Origin of the sequence: Franconibacter sp. IITDAS19, assembly GCF_023079515.1 — a bacterium.
Classification (GTDB): Bacteria; Pseudomonadota; Gammaproteobacteria; order Enterobacterales; family Enterobacteriaceae; genus Franconibacter; species Franconibacter pulveris.
This window is the reverse complement of record NZ_JALJCP010000002.1, coordinates 338,970-353,489: the sequence shown is the minus strand read 5'-3', so window position 1 is coordinate 353,489 and position 14,520 is coordinate 338,970. Positions and strand designations below refer to the sequence as shown.

Below are 14,520 nucleotides of genomic sequence, written 5' to 3'. Positions count from 1 at the left end.
GATAACCGCGCGTCATTGGGCCTCTTACAAGATGAAGGGGGCCTGGCCCCCTTCGCATTAATGTGTTTTCAACCCCGCCGCCGTCATCAGCATGCGGAACACCATCGAAACCGCCGTGAGCGCCAGCACGCTGGCGGCCCAGATTGCCGCCATCCACAGCAGGCGTTTCCATAAAGGCGTTGACGAAGCCATCAATGGTAACCCTCCCCGTGCTGCACTTTGCCGCGAAACACGTAGTAGCTCCAGAAGGTATACATCAGGATAACCGGCAGGATCAGCAGCGCGCCCACCAGCATAAAGCCCTGGCTTGCCGGCGGCGCGGCGGCTTCCCAAAGGGTAATATCAGGCGGAATAATATTCGGCCAGATGCTGATGCCAAGCCCGCTAAACCCTAAGAAAATCAGCCCCAGCGTCAGCACGAACGGCAGCGTATGGCTGGTGGGGTTGCTCAGGCGGCGCCAGAGCCCGAGGCTGAATAGCACCACCAGCACCGGTACCGGCAGCAGGAAGTAGAGGTTCGGCAAGGAGAACCAGCGCTGCGCCACGGCGGCATGCGCGAACGGCGTCCAGGCGCTGATGATGGCCAGCACTACCAGCAGCACCAGCAGCAGCGTTTTCGCCACGCTGCGCATGCGGCTTAACAGCGGATCTTCGCTTTTCATTACCAGCCAGCTTGCGCCCAGCAGCGCATAGGCCACCACCAGACCGACCCCGCAAAAGAGGTTAAACGGCGTCAGCCAGTCAAGCGCGCCGCCGCTAAAGCGTCGGCCCGTCACGGAAAAACCGTTCAGCACCGCGCCCACCACGATGCCCTGGCAGAAGGTGGCGAGAATCGAACCGCAAACGAACGATTTGTCCCAGAAGGCGCGGTGCGCGGCGACCGCTTTAAAGCGAAATTCAAACGCCACGCCGCGGAAGATCAGGCCAATCAGCATCAGCGTCAGCGGGATGGTCAGGGCGTCGATAATCACCGCGTAGGCCAGCGGGAAAGCACCAAACAGCCCCGCGCCGCCCAGCACCAGCCAGGTTTCGTTGCCATCCCAGACCGGCGCCACGGTGTTTACCATTACGTCGCGGTCGTGCGGGTCGCGCACAAAAGGAAACAGAATGCCGATGCCCAGATCAAACCCGTCCATCACGATATACATCAGCGTGGAGAAAACGATTATCACAAACCAGATTAAAGAGAGATCGATACCCATTACGGTTTCTCCTGTTCCAGAGATTCGCCAGCCGCAGAGAGCGGGCGCGCCGGTGTACCGGTTGTGGAAGAGGGCAGATGATCCACAGGCTCCGGGCCTTTCTTAATCAGCCGCACCATGTAGTAGTAGCCCACCCCGAAGACCGCCGAATAGACCACGATAAAGGTCAACAGGCTCAGGCTCATCTGCAAATCGCTGTGGCCGGAGACGGCGTCCCGCGTGCGCAGCAGGCCGTAGACCACCCAGGGCTGACGGCCCACCTCGGTGGTCACCCAGCCCGCCAGTATCGCCACCAGCCCGGCGGGTCCCATCCACAGGGCGAAGTGATGAAAAGGCCTTGAGCGGTAAAGCGTGCCTTTATGGCGCAGCCACAGGCTCAGCACGCCCATCAGAATCATCAGCAGCCCCATGCCGACCATAATGCGGAACGACCAGAAAATGATGGTGGAGTTAGGCCGCTCCTCTTTCGGGAAATCTTTCAGTGCCGGCACCTGCTGGTCCAGGCTGTGGGTCAGGATGAGGCTGCCGAGTTTGGGGATCTCCAGACCGTATTTCGTGCGCTCCTCTTCCATATCAGGCAGGCCGAAGAGCAGCAACGGCGTCGCTTCGCCCGGCGGGTTTTCCCAGTGTCCCTCGATGGCGGCGATTTTTACTGGCTGATACTTAAGCGTATTCAGGCCGTGCATATCGCCGACGAACGCCTGTATAGGGGCGACGATAAGCGCCATCCACAGCGCCATGGAAAACATTCTGCGGATCGCCGGCGTGTTGTTGCCGTGCAGCAGATGCCAGGCGGCGGACGCGCCAACAAACAGCGCGCTGCTAAGGAAAGCCGCTATCGACATATGCAGCAGGCGGAAGGGGAAGGAGGGGTTAAAGACCACCTCGAACCAGTTCACCGGCACCACCTGGCCGTTATGGATCTCATAGCCCTGCGGCGTATGCATCCAGCTGTTAGAGGAGAGGATCCAGAAGGTCGACATCAGCGTGCCGAGCGCCACCATGCAGGTGGCGAGAAAGTGCAGCCCCGGCCCCACTTTGTTCCAGCCAAACAGCATGACACCCAGAAAGCCCGCCTCGAGGAAGAAGGCGGTCAGCACCTCGTAAGTCAGCAGCGGGCCGGTAATACTGCCGGCGAATTGCGAGAAGCCGCTCCAGTTAGTACCGAACTGATAAGCCATCACCAGCCCGGAGACCACGCCCATCCCGAAGTTTACGGCGAAGATCTTGACCCAAAAATGGTAAAGCGAACGCCATACCGGGTTATTCGTTTTGAGCCATAAGCCCTCCAGCACCGCCAGATAGCTGGCGAGCCCGATGGTAATGGCGGGGAAAATAATATGGAAAGAGACAGTAAAGGCGAACTGAATCCTTGCCAGGATAAACGCGTCTAAACCAAACATGCACACCTCATGACATAACGTTGTCTGCGACAAAGGGTACTCAGGGGCAGCAGAAACTTGCAGAAACAGAATGGCGCTATTTGACTATAACAGTTAATTAAAAAGTTGCGATTTTACGCAGCTGATCTAACCAAGCGGCAGGCAGTTGCTTTATACTCGTTAACTCTTTGTTACCACTGGCTCCCGTCGCAGGGAGGTGAGCATGAAAAAGTATCAACGGCTGGTGCAGCAGATAATCGACCAGATAGCCCTCGGCGTCTGGCACCCGGGAGACAGGCTGCCCTCCCTGCGCGAACAGGTCGCCAGCAGCGGCATGAGCCTGATGACGGTAAGCCACGCTTACCAGATGCTGGAAAGCCAGGGCGTCATCGTCGCCCGGCCGCAGTCGGGCTACTATGTCGCGCCGCAGCCCCAGGCCCGCGTGCCGCAGCCGCCCGAGCAGATACGCCGTGACGAGCAGGTGGATATCAACACCTATATCTTCGACGTCTTGCAGGCGAGCACCGATGCCTCGGTGGTGCCTTTTGGCTCCGCTTTTCCGGACCCGCGTCTCTTTCCGCTCGCCCAGCTCAACCGGTCGCTGGCGAATGTCAGTAAATACGCCAACGCCATGAGCGTTATCGAAAACCTGCCGCCGGGCAACGAGGCGCTGCGTCACGCTATCGCCCGCCGCTACGCCCAGCAGGGGGTGAATGTTTCGCCGGAAGAGATAGTGATTACCGCAGGCGCGCTTGAAGCGCTCAACCTGAGCCTTCAGGCCGTGACGGAGCCGGGCGACTGGGTCATTGTCGAGAACCCCTGTTTTTACGGCGCATTGCAGGCGCTGGAGCGGCTGCGTCTGAAGGCGCTGTCGGTGGCGACCGATGCAGAAGAGGGCATCGACCTCGACGCGCTGGCCCAGGCGCTGAACGACTACCCGGTAAAAGCGTGCTGGTTGATGACCAACGCGCAAAACCCGCTCGGTTTCACCTTAAGCCCGGAAAAAAAGCAAAAGCTGGTGGCGCTGCTTTCGCAGCACAACGTGGCGCTGATTGAAGACGACGTTTACAGCGAGCTTTACTACGGACGCGACAAGCCGCTGCCCGCCCGCGCCTGGGATGAGCAGGGGATAACGCTGCACTGCTCGTCGTTCTCGAAATGTCTGGTGGCGGGGTTTCGCATCGGCTGGGTGGCGGCGGGCAGGCACGCCAGGCGAATTCAGCAGCTTCAACTGATGAGCACGCTTTCCACCAGCTCGCCGATGCAGATGGCGCTGGTGGATTACCTCGCCACCCGGCGCTACGACGCGCATCTTCGCCGCCTGCGCCGCCAGCTCGCCGAGCGCAAGCAGCAGGCCTGGCAGGCGCTGCGCCGCCATCTGCCCGCCGAGGTGCGCATTCACCGCAGTGAAAGCGGCTATTTTCTCTGGATTGAGCTTCCCCCCGGGCTGGACGCCGGTGAACTGGGTGAGCAGGCGCTGCGCCACCAGATAAGCATCGCGCCGGGACGCATGTTCTCTACCAGCGATACCTGGCACAATTTCTTTCGCTTCAATACGTCATGGGCCTGGGGCGAGCGGGAAGAGCAGGCGGCTATCCGGCTCGCCGAGCTTATTCGCCAGGCGATATCAGCGCGCACGCCCCTTAGCGCCTGACGCCCTTTATTAAATAAACCCGGTCATTATTAATCCTTCATGGCCGGGTTTTCTCATTTCATGAAGAGGTTATTCCTGCTGAGGAAATAATTAAAAAATAAGGGTTGAGAGCCGTTTTATTATTTTTTTTACGCGGCTTGTTAACCCGGTCATAGGGAATTCTGATAGTTTTCTAAAAAGGCTTCACAAAGCTAACCCACTGTCTACACTCTGAAAAAGCGCCCACTTATTTCTGCAACTTTCTTCGTAGAGAACAAAGAGTGCGCGGCTTGTCACATCCTTAACAAAATCTTTACACCCAGCGAGAGAAACCTCTTCGCTACGTATATGTTTATTTCGGGAGATATTTTTACGGCAAGGCGGCCGGCTAATTAATTCAGACAGGAGTAAGAGAACCATGAGCAAATCTTTCGCGCTTAGCACGCTCTCTGCGCTGTGCCTGACCGTGCTCACCGCCCAGGCCGCAGAACCTCCCAAAGAAATCGGCCAGGGCGAGGGCCGCCTCGATATCATCGCCTGGCCGGGCTACATCGAAAGCGGGCAGACGGATAAAAATTACGACTGGGTCACCGGCTTTGAGAAAGAGACCGGCTGCAAGGTAAACGTAAAAACCGCCGCCACCTCAGATGAGATGGTCAGCCTGATGGCGAAAGGAGGCTATGACCTGGTGACCGCCTCCGGCGACGCCTCGCTGCGCCTCATTATGGGCAAACGCGTGCAGCCCATTAACACCGCGCTTATCCCGAACTGGAAAAACGTCGATCCGCGTCTGGTGAAAGGCGACTGGTTTAACGTGGGCGGCAAGGTTTACGGCACCCCTTACCAGTGGGGGCCGAACCTGCTGATGTATAACACCAAAACCTTCCCGCAGCCGCCGGACAGCTGGGCGGTGATTTTCGAAAAACAGAATTTACCGGACGGCAAAACCAATCAGGGACGCGTGCAGGCTTACGACGGGCCGATTTATATCGCCGACGCCGCGCTTTATCTCAAGGCGAAACAGCCTGATCTGGGCATTACCGACCCCTACCAGCTCACCGAAGCGCAATACAACGCGGTGCTCAAAGTGCTGCGCGATCAGCATCAGCTCATCCACCGTTACTGGCACGACACCACGGTACAGATGAGCGATTTTAAAAACGAAGGGGTGGTGGCCTCCAGCGCCTGGCCCTATCAGGCGAACGCGCTGAAAAACGAAGGCCAGCCCATTGCCACCGTGTTCCCGAAAGAAGGGGTGACCGGGTGGGCGGATACCACCATGCTGCACGCCGAGGCTAAACACCCCAACTGCGCCTATAAATGGATGAACTGGTCGTTAACGCCGAAAGTGCAGGGGGATGTCGCCGCCTGGTTTGGCTCGCTGCCCGCCGTGGTGGAGGGGTGCAAAGCCAGCACGCTGCTTGGGGATAAAGGGTGCGAGACTAACGGCATGGGCTTCTTCGACAAAATCGTCTTCTGGAAAACGCCGGTCGCTCAGGGCGGAAAATTCGTACCCTACAGCCGCTGGACGCAGGACTACATCGCCATTATGGGCGGCCGTTAACCCGGGAGTTTTTTATGTCGTACGCAGTTGAGTTTGATAACGTCTCCCGGCTGTATGGCGAGGTGCGCGCCGTGGACGGCGTCACCATCCAGATAAAAGACGGCGAGTTTTTCTCCATGCTGGGGCCTTCCGGCTCCGGCAAAACCACCTGCCTGCGGCTTATCGCAGGCTTTGAACAACTCTCTTGCGGCGCTATCCGCATTTTTGGTCGCGAAGCGAGCGAGCTGCCTCCCTGGGAGCGCGACGTCAACACGGTGTTTCAGGATTATGCGCTCTTTCCGCACATGTCGGTGCTGGAAAACGTCGCCTACGGGCTGATGGTGAAAGGGGTGGCGAAAAAAACGCGGCTTGCCCAGGCGCAGGAGGCGCTGGAGCGGGTGGCGCTCGGCTTCACCCATTCGCGCAAACCGTCGCAGCTCTCCGGCGGCCAGCGCCAGCGCGTGGCCATCGCCCGGGCGCTGGTGAACCAGCCGCGCGTGCTGCTGCTGGACGAACCCCTCGGCGCGCTGGATTTAAAACTTCGCGAGCAGATGCAGGTCGAGCTGAAAAAACTGCAGCGCGAGCTTGGCATCACCTTTATTTTCGTCACCCACGATCAGGGCGAAGCGCTGTCGATGTCGGACCGCGTGGCGGTCTTTAATAACGGCCGCATTGAGCAGGTCGATTCCCCTCGCGCGCTTTACATGCGCCCGCGCACGCCGTTCGTGGCGGGGTTTGTCGGCACCGCCAACGTGCTTGAGGACGGGCTGGTGCAGCGCCTGTGCGGTACAGAGGGCGCGTTTTCGCTGCGCCCGGAGCATATCCGGCTTAACGAAGCCGGGGAGATTCAGGTAAACGGCACCGTGCAGGAGATCCAGTATCAGGGCGCGGCTACCCGGCTTGAGCTGCGCCTTGCGAGTGGCGAGAAACTGCTGGTAAGCCAGGCGAACCTGCACAGCGCCTTGAGCGAAGGGGACTTTCGCATCGGCCAGCAAGTGACCGCCTCCTGGGCGCGCGAGGCGATGATCCCGCTGCGCGGGGAGGGGTAAGATGGAGATGACCGTCATGCCCGCGACGTCTCGCGAAGGGGTGCTGCGCCGCGTCACGACGCTGCTCTGGCAGCGCCCGACGCTGTGGTTATTTTTACTGCTGCTGCCGCCGCTGCTCTGGTTCGGCATTATCTATCTCGGGTCGCTGCTGACGCTGCTCTGGCAGGGGTTTTATACCTTTGACGACTTCACCATGTCGGTGACGCCGGACTTAACGCTCGCCAACCTGCAGGCGCTGTTTATTCCCTCCAACTACGACATCATCCTGCGTACCCTGACGATGGCGATTGCGGTGACGATAGCCAGCGCCATTCTTGCCTATCCTATGGCCTGGTACATGGCGCGCTATACCAGCGGCAAGATGAAAGCGTTTTTTTATATCGCCGTCATGCTGCCGATGTGGGCGAGCTATATCGTTAAGGCCTACGCGTGGACGCTGCTGCTGGCGCGGGATGGCGTGGCGCAGTGGTTTTTACAGCATCTGGGGCTGGAAGGGGCGCTTAACGCCGTGCTCGGCATACCCGGCATCGGCGGCAACACCCTTTCTACGTCGGGCCTTGGGCGCTTTCTGGTCTTCGTCTACATCTGGCTGCCGTTTATGATCCTGCCGATTCAGGCGGCGCTTGAACGGCTGCCGCCTTCGCTGCTGCAAGCCTCGGCGGATCTCGGCGCGCGTCCGGCGCAGACCTTCCGTCATGTCATTTTGCCGCTCTCCATCCCCGGCGTGGCGGCGGGTTCAATCTTCACCTTCTCGCTGACGCTGGGCGACTTTATCGTGCCGCAGCTGGTGGGACCGCCGGGGTTCTTCATCGGCAATATGGTCTATTCCCAGCAGGGGGCGATTGGCAACATGCCGATGGCGGCGGCCTTTACCCTCGTGCCGATTGTGTTAATCGCCGTTTATCTGGCGTTCGTGAAGCGCCTGGGAGCCTTCGATGCACTCTGAACGCCCACCGCTGTTTTTGAAAATCGCCGCCTGGGGTGGAGTAATTTTTCTGCACTTTCCGCTGGTGATTATCGCGCTTTATGCCTTTAACACCGAAGACGCCGCATTTAGCTTCCCGCCGAAAGGCTTCACCCTGCACTGGTTCAGCGTGGCGGCAGGGCGGTCCGATATTCTCGACGCGGTGATGCTTTCCGTGAAGGTGGCGGCGCTTGCCACCGCGCTTGCGCTGGTGCTGGGCACGCTTGCGGCGGCGGCGCTCTGGCGGCGGGAATTTTTTGGTAAAAACGCCATCTCGTTGCTGCTTCTGTTGCCTATCGCCCTGCCGGGGATAATTACTGGCATCGCCCTGCTGACGGCGTTTAAAACGCTAAACTTTGAACCAGGGTTCCTGACGATTGTGGTCGGTCACGCCACCTTCTGCGTGGTGGTCGTGTTTAACAACGTGATTGCGCGTTTTCGCCGCACTGCCTACAGCCTGGTCGAAGCCTCGATGGATCTCGGGGCCGATGGCTGGCAAACCTTCCGGCATGTGATCCTGCCGAACCTCAGTACGGCGCTGCTGGCGGGCGGCATGCTGGCTTTCGCGCTGTCGTTCGATGAGATTATCGTCACCACTTTCACCGCCGGGCATGAACGCACGTTGCCACTCTGGTTGCTCAACCAGCTTGGCCGACCGCGCGACGTGCCGGTGACTAACGTGGTGGCGCTGTTGGTTATGCTGGTGACAATGATCCCCATTCTGGGAGCCTGGTGGCTGACCCGCGACGGCGAAATGGTCGCCGGCGGCGGTAAATAACTTTTCGTTCAAAGGAAAACGCTATGCAGAATCAACTACTGATTAACGGGAAACTCCTGAGCGGCGAAGGGGAGAAGCTGCCCGTTTACAACCCGGCAACCGGCGAAGTGCTGCTGGAGATTGCCGAAGCGACGCCTGCGCAGGTGGATGAGGCGGTTAACGCCGCCGACGCCGCCTTTGAGCAGTGGGGGCAAACCACGCCGAAAGAACGCGCCGAAGCGCTGCTCAAACTGGCGGACGCCATTGAGCAAAACGCGGAAACGTTCGCGAAGCTTGAATCGCAAAACTGCGGCAAGCCGCTGCACTGCGTCATTAACGACGAAATCCCGGCGGTGGTGGATGTGTTTCGCTTCTTTGCGGGCGCGGCGCGCTGCCTGAGCGGCCTTGCCGCGGGCGAATACCTGAGCGGCCACACGTCGATGATCCGCCGCGATCCGGTAGGCGTGGTGGCGTCCATCGCGCCCTGGAACTACCCGCTGATGATGGCGGCCTGGAAGCTGGCGCCGGCGCTGGCGGCGGGCAACTGCGTGGTTATCAAACCTTCTGAAATCACGCCGCTTACCGCGCTCAAGCTCGGGGAGCTTGCAAAAGAGATTCTGCCGCCAGGGGTGCTCAACGTGCTGTTTGGCCGCGGCCAGACGGTAGGCGACCCGCTCACCGGGCATGAGAAAGTGCGCATGGTTTCGCTGACCGGCTCGATAGCCACCGGCGAGCACATCATCCGCCACACCGCCTCGGGCGTTAAGCGCACCCATATGGAGCTTGGCGGCAAAGCGCCGGTGCTGGTCTTTGACGACGCGGATCTCGACGCGGTGGTGGAGGGCATTCGTACATTTGGTTTCTATAACGCCGGCCAGGACTGTACGGCGGCCTGTCGCATTTACGCGCAAAAGGGCATTTACGAGCAGCTGGTGGAAAAACTGGGCGCGGCGGTGGCGAGCCTGAAGCAGGGCGCGCCGGAAGAGGAAACCACCGAACTCGGCCCGCTCAGTTCGCTGGCGCATCTGGAGCGCGTAAGCAAGGCGGTCAACGAAGCCAAAGCCTTGCCCCACGTTAAGGTGGTGACCGGCGGCGAGAAGCTCGAGGGTCCGGGTTATTTCTTCAAACCAACGGTTATCGCCGGCGCGAAACAGGAAGACGCCATTGTGCAGCGCGAAGTTTTCGGCCCGGTAGTCAGCGTAACGCCGTTTGACGACGAAGCGCAGGCGCTCGCCTGGGCGAACGATTCGCAATACGGACTGGCTTCCTCTGTCTGGACGCAAGACGTAGGCCGCGCTCACCGCTTAAGCGCGCGATTGCAGTACGGCTGCACCTGGGTCAACACGCACTTTATGCTGGTCAGCGAAATGCCGCACGGCGGACAGAAGCACTCCGGCTACGGCAAGGATATGTCGATGTACGGGCTTGAGGACTACACGGTCGTAAGGCATGTGATGATAAAGCATTAATTTGCCCATGAGTCCTTTAAAAAAGGGGGTTACGCCGCGCGTGAGAATAACGTCGCGCGGCGTAAGCTAGCGCCTTGTCATTAAGACAACATCGTTAATGTTGTTTGTGAACTGTCACGCTGTTTCTTAAAAATATTTCCATTGTCGGCCTCTGGTTTTTTATGCATCTTTTATAATTTCAACGTGAAATAAACGCGGCAATAATATCACTCGGAGGCACCATGGTCGTCACCACAAAGTTATCGCTAAGGCTGGGCGCAATATTACTGACCTGCGCGCTCGCAGGCTGCTCATCAAAGGTTGCGGAAACTAATCAATACTCCGGATTCCTGCAAAATTATTCTGACTTAAAACCGGCGAAAACGCCTTCAGGACACGAGGTGTTGCGCTGGATTTCACCCGATTTTCGCGTCAGCAATTATCAAAGCGTTTATTTCGCGCCCGTTGTCTATTATCCCGCCGCAACGCCTGACAGCCGGGTTAGCGCCCAGACGCTTGAGCAGATTCGTTCCTATACCGAGCAGCGTTTGAAAACCGCCGTCGGCTCTCGCCTGCAGCTCGTCCCGCAGCCGCAGCCGGGAGGGCTGATATTTAAAACAGCCATCACTGCCGTTTCGGCAGAAAATAAAGACGTAAGATTTTATGAAGTATTGCCTGTCACGGCTGTGGTCGCCGGCACCATGGCGTTAACGGGTAAACGTTCGCAAAACGCATTGCTGTTTATTGAGGCGGAAGCAATTGACGTTTCAACAAACAAGCCGGTATTAAAAGTGGTAAGAAAAGGCTATGGCCGTTCGGTTTCCAATAGCACTACGCAAATCACTGAAGCCGATGTAAAAAGCGCGATTGATGAAATGGTCGCCGACGTGGGCGCATTTCCCGCCAACTAACGGTTGAATATTAAATTAAGCTTAAGGCGAATCCCGTTATGGGACTCGCCTTTATTAGCAGGCTAGTTATTTATCCGATCATGAACCGTCATTGTTTCACCCGCGCCAGAATAACCTTAATGTAAATACTACCTGTGAATGGCAGGAAAAAATTATTTGTATTAATGATCAAGATACAAATAGTGCATCCAGCTGGTCATTCGCAGCAGGACTTTACGCATGACGGACACATGCGTGAAATGCTGAGAATAGATAGCCACCTGGGCGAAAATGCCATCCGGCAGGGCATCCACCTCCGCATCAGGTGCAAGCTCAATCACCGCCAGCACGCCATCGCTGCCGGGTTGCAGGGTGAGCGATTGCAACGTGCCCTGCGCCTGGTAAGCGCCGCCGGGCACCACGGGAAGGATTTCAATCAGTTTTCCTGCAAAGACCTGACCTGGCAGGGCGGTAAAAACCACTTCCGCTTCATCGCCCGCCTGCAAACGCAACAGCGAGTTTTGCCGGAACTGCGCGATAATTTGCCGCTTTTGCTCGGGTATGAAAACCATCACCGGACGCAGCGGCAGGGCGGCGGCATAGGTGCCCGGGCGAATTAACACCTGTGTGACATAGCCGTCGTCAGGCGCGCGAACCACCGTTTGGTTGAGGTTATAGGTGGCCTCCGCCAGTTGCGCCCGCAGGCTTACAATCTGCGACTGTTCGCCGTTGAGCGTGCTCTCAAGCTGGCTCTGAATTTGCGCCTGTTCGGCAACGGAAGCTTTTACCAGCGCCTCTTGCGCCAGATAATTTTGCCGCGCGTTATCAATATCGCTTTCTGAGAAAGGATTCACTCTCGCCTGACTGCCCCTGACATAACGCTGGTAATCTTTATATAAACGATCGCGCTCCGCCGTAATGCGCGACGTGTTGGCGATAGCTTCATCTAATTGTCCTTTCAGGGCGCGAATATTGTGTATTGCTGTGACCAGGTCGGCCTGTAATCTTTCCACGCGGGCCTGATACCGGCCTTTATCAAGCTCAAAAAGCATTTCGCCTTTTTTTATCAGCTTATTCTGTTTATCCGTCACCTTCGTGACGACGCCAGTAACCTGCGGCGTTATCGGCACCGAGATCACGGCTTTCTGAGCAAGGTAAGTATAAGGGTGGTTATAGTTCATCAATAAAATAAGCGCGCCAATTAAAAACACGCCGCCGAGCGCCGCTGTGGGCACGGTCCATTTATTTACCGGTATTTTGAAAACCTTAAAAATCGACCAGGCGATGGCGACATAAGTGAGAATGATGAGCAAGTCCATCTCTTACTCCTGCGGCGGTGGTGTAATATGGCCAAGCTTACGCTCCAGCTCCTGTACCCGTTGCTGCAACTGCGCAAGCTCAGCTTCATCTTTTTGCTGCATGCCCCAGCCACGCTCCGGGCGGTATAAGGTCGCCCAAATCCACAAAAAGGGCCAGATTACGTGAAGCGTAAATAAACTTACCCAGCCTGCCACATGAATAGCATCGGCGTGAGGATGGTTGCGCGATTTTGCAATCAGATAGGGGATGTCATGCAGGATAATAATCCCGTAAAAAATAATCAGGAAAACAAAAATAAGTACACCCAGCGCAAAATAGTTAAGGAACATAGCCGCCTCGAATAAACGATGTACTGTTCAATAATAATATAGTCGCTAACGCCATCACCCTGTTAAAAAAGTAAATGATTTTTGCGCGTTATCGCAGAGATTAAAATGGGCTATCAGAAACAAGCGGCAAAGAAAATAATGCTTTCATGGCATTTTGCGGCGCGCCCTGTTTTATTATGTTGATTTTTTAAACCAATTTTTTGCCGCTGCGAAGAGTAGGTTCTTAATGGTTTAAAAAATAAGCGGTGAGTCTGTCAATACGCCGAAAGTAGAGAGCAGCGCGCGTGTCGCTCAGACACAGCTTTTTACCGAACCGGTGGCGCGGTGAAAAATTAACCTGTTTCATTGTTGGCGGCAGGCGCTGGAAAAAGAAACCTCTGAAGGTAGAAATCCAGGCACCTTCAGAGGCGATGCAAGGCATCATTCGTTACCTGTGACCAACGTCACGGAGCAAAAATGTAGATAAAGGTGTGAAGGTTCTCAAGGCGACAGGTTTAACATTTTGTGTGGTAATACATGTGGTTAAAATACGCCTCGGCCGCGGCACGCTGCGTTCTCTGCGCATTGTCGTTTTTTTAAGCGAAATATTCATGGCGAGACAGCAACAGTAAAAAATAAACGTCAGAGCGGGTTGTTCATCAACCATGAAAAGTGACCAGGGGCGATAAACGAAACCGGGTAGCTTACGCTACCCGGCTGAGCTTTATTCCCTTAATGCTGACTTGCTAAATAGCTGAGGTAGAACTGATAACGTTTAACGAACCATACTCTACTGTCGCTATCCATATTTCCTGTGATGGTATCTATATCGAACTGCCTACCGTGAACGCACATTTGAGCAAAACTACGTGCCAGAAAATCAAAATTACCAGATAACATAATGCTTTGTTGTTCAACAGACTGCATCAATTCCTCCTTCATCAGTGGGTGGGGATAAAGAGGAAAGGGATCATTATAAAAAGTATTATTCAAAAGCGTTGAAACAGCCAATTCTATAATGGCTCACTTTTCAGTATGTAATAACGAAACGAAAAAGAAAAAGAGGCGGAATATTATTTTCTCGCGCAGCTCATCGCTTCGATTGTTTTTTAAGCGGCGGTGCAAATTTTATGCTTAGCGCCGCAGACTGTCAGAAGGCGCAACGCGCATCATCTACACATCTGCTTACCTTTTAACGAAATAACAGGTTAAAAGCCATGCGGTTAATCGGTTAGGATGCTAACCCTGTCAGTTACTACGAGCCTGTCAGCCTCGCTGGCTATGGCGCATTATCTTCTTTGAGTTGCGATGAAACCTCTGTTAATCCTTATCCTGCTTGCGCTTACCTTCTCCTGGGGCGTTGCCCGTGCTGGTGATAAGCGGATTTCGATATCCGATCTCCATTTTGTAAAAACAGTCAAAGGGCATATGCGCATTGAGGGACTGGTCAAAAACCTGACCAACCATCCGCTGCGGCAGGTTTATGTCGCGTTCAACCTGCTGAAAAACGGCATGGTGGTGGGGTACAGCACCGATATAGTCTTTAACCTGCAACCGAAGCAGGAGTGGCTTATCAACGCGCGCTGCCATACGCGTATTGTCAAACCAGACCATTTCCGCCTGGCGGAGCTTTCCGCTATTCCTTAACGCCTTCAGGATGTTGAAGGCGATCGCACCGACGCGTTGTTTTATCCTTGAGCGCCGCATGCCGGCATCGTAATGCAAAAAAATACTCTACCCTTTGAGTAAACACGACTTAAAGGAGGATGTATGTCACTGTCGATCGATAAAAAGCAACAGCCGGAAGGGGAATATGTCTATACCGCCACCTGCCGCGAGGAAACTTACCACTTCACCGTCACCGGCAAAGGGGCAACCGCCACCGAGGCGGACCAGAATCTGCTGCGCGCGCTGGAGGAAATGAAACAGCGGCTGGATGAAGTCGCCCAGACCGGCAAACTCTCCGCCTGAATCTCTTCTGCCGCCTGCCGGGGCTCCGGCAGGCCACCTTTAATTAGTTACAA

The 14,520-nt window shown here is 56.2% G+C and carries 15 protein-coding genes; 9 read left to right on the top strand and 6 right to left on the bottom strand.

Going from position 1 to position 14,520, the window contains the following annotated elements; all coding sequences use genetic code 11:
- Positions 1 to 57: 57 nt before the first annotated feature.
- The 3 genes from MT962_RS07530 to MT962_RS07520 are packed head-to-tail and all read right to left on the bottom strand — an operon-like array spanning position 58 to position 2,605.
- Positions 58 to 192, bottom strand: coding sequence for a DUF2474 domain-containing protein (locus MT962_RS07530; protein ID WP_071788478.1), 135 nt, complete (start codon positions 190 to 192; stop codon positions 58 to 60).
- A complete protein-coding gene (gene cydB, locus MT962_RS07525; protein ID WP_247365308.1) occupies positions 192 to 1,202 on the bottom strand; it encodes a cytochrome d ubiquinol oxidase subunit II in 1,011 nt (336 codons plus the stop codon). Before cydB ends, MT962_RS07530 begins: the two co-directional genes overlap by 1 nt.
- Entirely contained in the window at positions 1,202 to 2,605 is a 1,404-nt protein-coding gene (locus MT962_RS07520) for a cytochrome ubiquinol oxidase subunit I (RefSeq protein WP_024557535.1), read from the bottom strand. The genes cydB and MT962_RS07520 overlap by 1 nt, the downstream gene beginning before the upstream one ends.
- Positions 2,606 to 2,807: 202 nt before the next feature.
- Between MT962_RS07520 and MT962_RS07515 the strand changes: the two genes are divergently transcribed.
- From MT962_RS07515 to MT962_RS07485, 7 genes are all read left to right on the top strand, one after another.
- Positions 2,808 to 4,238, top strand: a complete 1,431-nt coding sequence (locus tag MT962_RS07515; protein WP_024560778.1) for a PLP-dependent aminotransferase family protein — start codon at positions 2,808 to 2,810, stop codon at positions 4,236 to 4,238.
- A gap of 397 nt (positions 4,239 to 4,635) precedes the next feature.
- Entirely contained in the window at positions 4,636 to 5,781 is a 1,146-nt protein-coding gene (gene ydcS, locus MT962_RS07510; protein WP_024557537.1) for a putative ABC transporter substrate-binding protein YdcS, read from the top strand.
- Between the two features lie 14 nt (positions 5,782 to 5,795).
- Positions 5,796 to 6,809 (top strand): ABC transporter ATP-binding protein, encoded by a 1,014-nt coding sequence (locus tag MT962_RS07505; protein ID WP_024560041.1) that lies wholly within the window; start codon positions 5,796 to 5,798, stop codon positions 6,807 to 6,809.
- A gap of 1 nt (position 6,810) precedes the next feature.
- Positions 6,811 to 7,755, top strand: coding sequence for an ABC transporter permease (locus MT962_RS07500; RefSeq protein WP_024557539.1), 945 nt, complete (start codon positions 6,811 to 6,813; stop codon positions 7,753 to 7,755).
- Entirely contained in the window at positions 7,745 to 8,551 is an 807-nt protein-coding gene (locus MT962_RS07495) for an ABC transporter permease (RefSeq protein WP_024557540.1), read from the top strand. Before MT962_RS07500 ends, MT962_RS07495 begins: the two co-directional genes overlap by 11 nt.
- A gap of 23 nt (positions 8,552 to 8,574) precedes the next feature.
- On the top strand, positions 8,575 to 9,999 hold the full coding sequence (patD, locus tag MT962_RS07490; protein ID WP_247365306.1) for an aminobutyraldehyde dehydrogenase: 1,425 nt from the start codon (positions 8,575 to 8,577) through the stop codon (positions 9,997 to 9,999).
- A 221-nt stretch (positions 10,000 to 10,220) separates the two neighbouring features.
- Positions 10,221 to 10,889 (top strand): DUF3313 domain-containing protein, encoded by a 669-nt coding sequence (locus tag MT962_RS07485; protein ID WP_024557542.1) that lies wholly within the window; start codon positions 10,221 to 10,223, stop codon positions 10,887 to 10,889.
- A 161-nt stretch (positions 10,890 to 11,050) separates the two neighbouring features.
- Here the strand turns inward: MT962_RS07485 and MT962_RS07480 are convergent, their stop codons facing one another.
- The 3 genes from MT962_RS07480 to MT962_RS07470 all read right to left on the bottom strand — a co-directional run bounded on the left by MT962_RS07480 (position 11,051) and on the right by MT962_RS07470 (position 13,423).
- On the bottom strand, positions 11,051 to 12,187 hold the full coding sequence (locus tag MT962_RS07480; RefSeq protein WP_024560039.1) for an HlyD family secretion protein: 1,137 nt from the start codon (positions 12,185 to 12,187) through the stop codon (positions 11,051 to 11,053).
- A 3-nt stretch (positions 12,188 to 12,190) separates the two neighbouring features.
- Positions 12,191 to 12,517 carry a DUF3302 domain-containing protein gene (locus tag MT962_RS07475; RefSeq protein ID WP_024557544.1) on the bottom strand — a complete coding sequence of 109 codons (327 nt, stop codon included), beginning with the start codon at positions 12,515 to 12,517 and terminating at the stop codon, positions 12,191 to 12,193.
- A 711-nt stretch (positions 12,518 to 13,228) separates the two neighbouring features.
- On the bottom strand, positions 13,229 to 13,423 hold the full coding sequence (locus tag MT962_RS07470) for a hypothetical protein (protein ID WP_024557546.1): 195 nt from the start codon (positions 13,421 to 13,423) through the stop codon (positions 13,229 to 13,231).
- A gap of 381 nt (positions 13,424 to 13,804) precedes the next feature.
- On the opposite strand from MT962_RS07470, the gene MT962_RS07465 reads away from it, so the two are divergent.
- Both MT962_RS07465 and MT962_RS07460 read left to right on the top strand, forming a co-directional pair.
- Positions 13,805 to 14,143, top strand: coding sequence for an FxLYD domain-containing protein (locus MT962_RS07465; RefSeq protein WP_247365304.1), 339 nt, complete (start codon positions 13,805 to 13,807; stop codon positions 14,141 to 14,143).
- 123 nt (positions 14,144 to 14,266) lie between these two features.
- A complete protein-coding gene (locus MT962_RS07460; protein ID WP_029591660.1) occupies positions 14,267 to 14,467 on the top strand; it encodes a hypothetical protein in 201 nt (66 codons plus the stop codon).
- Positions 14,468 to 14,520: the final 53 nt, after the last annotated feature.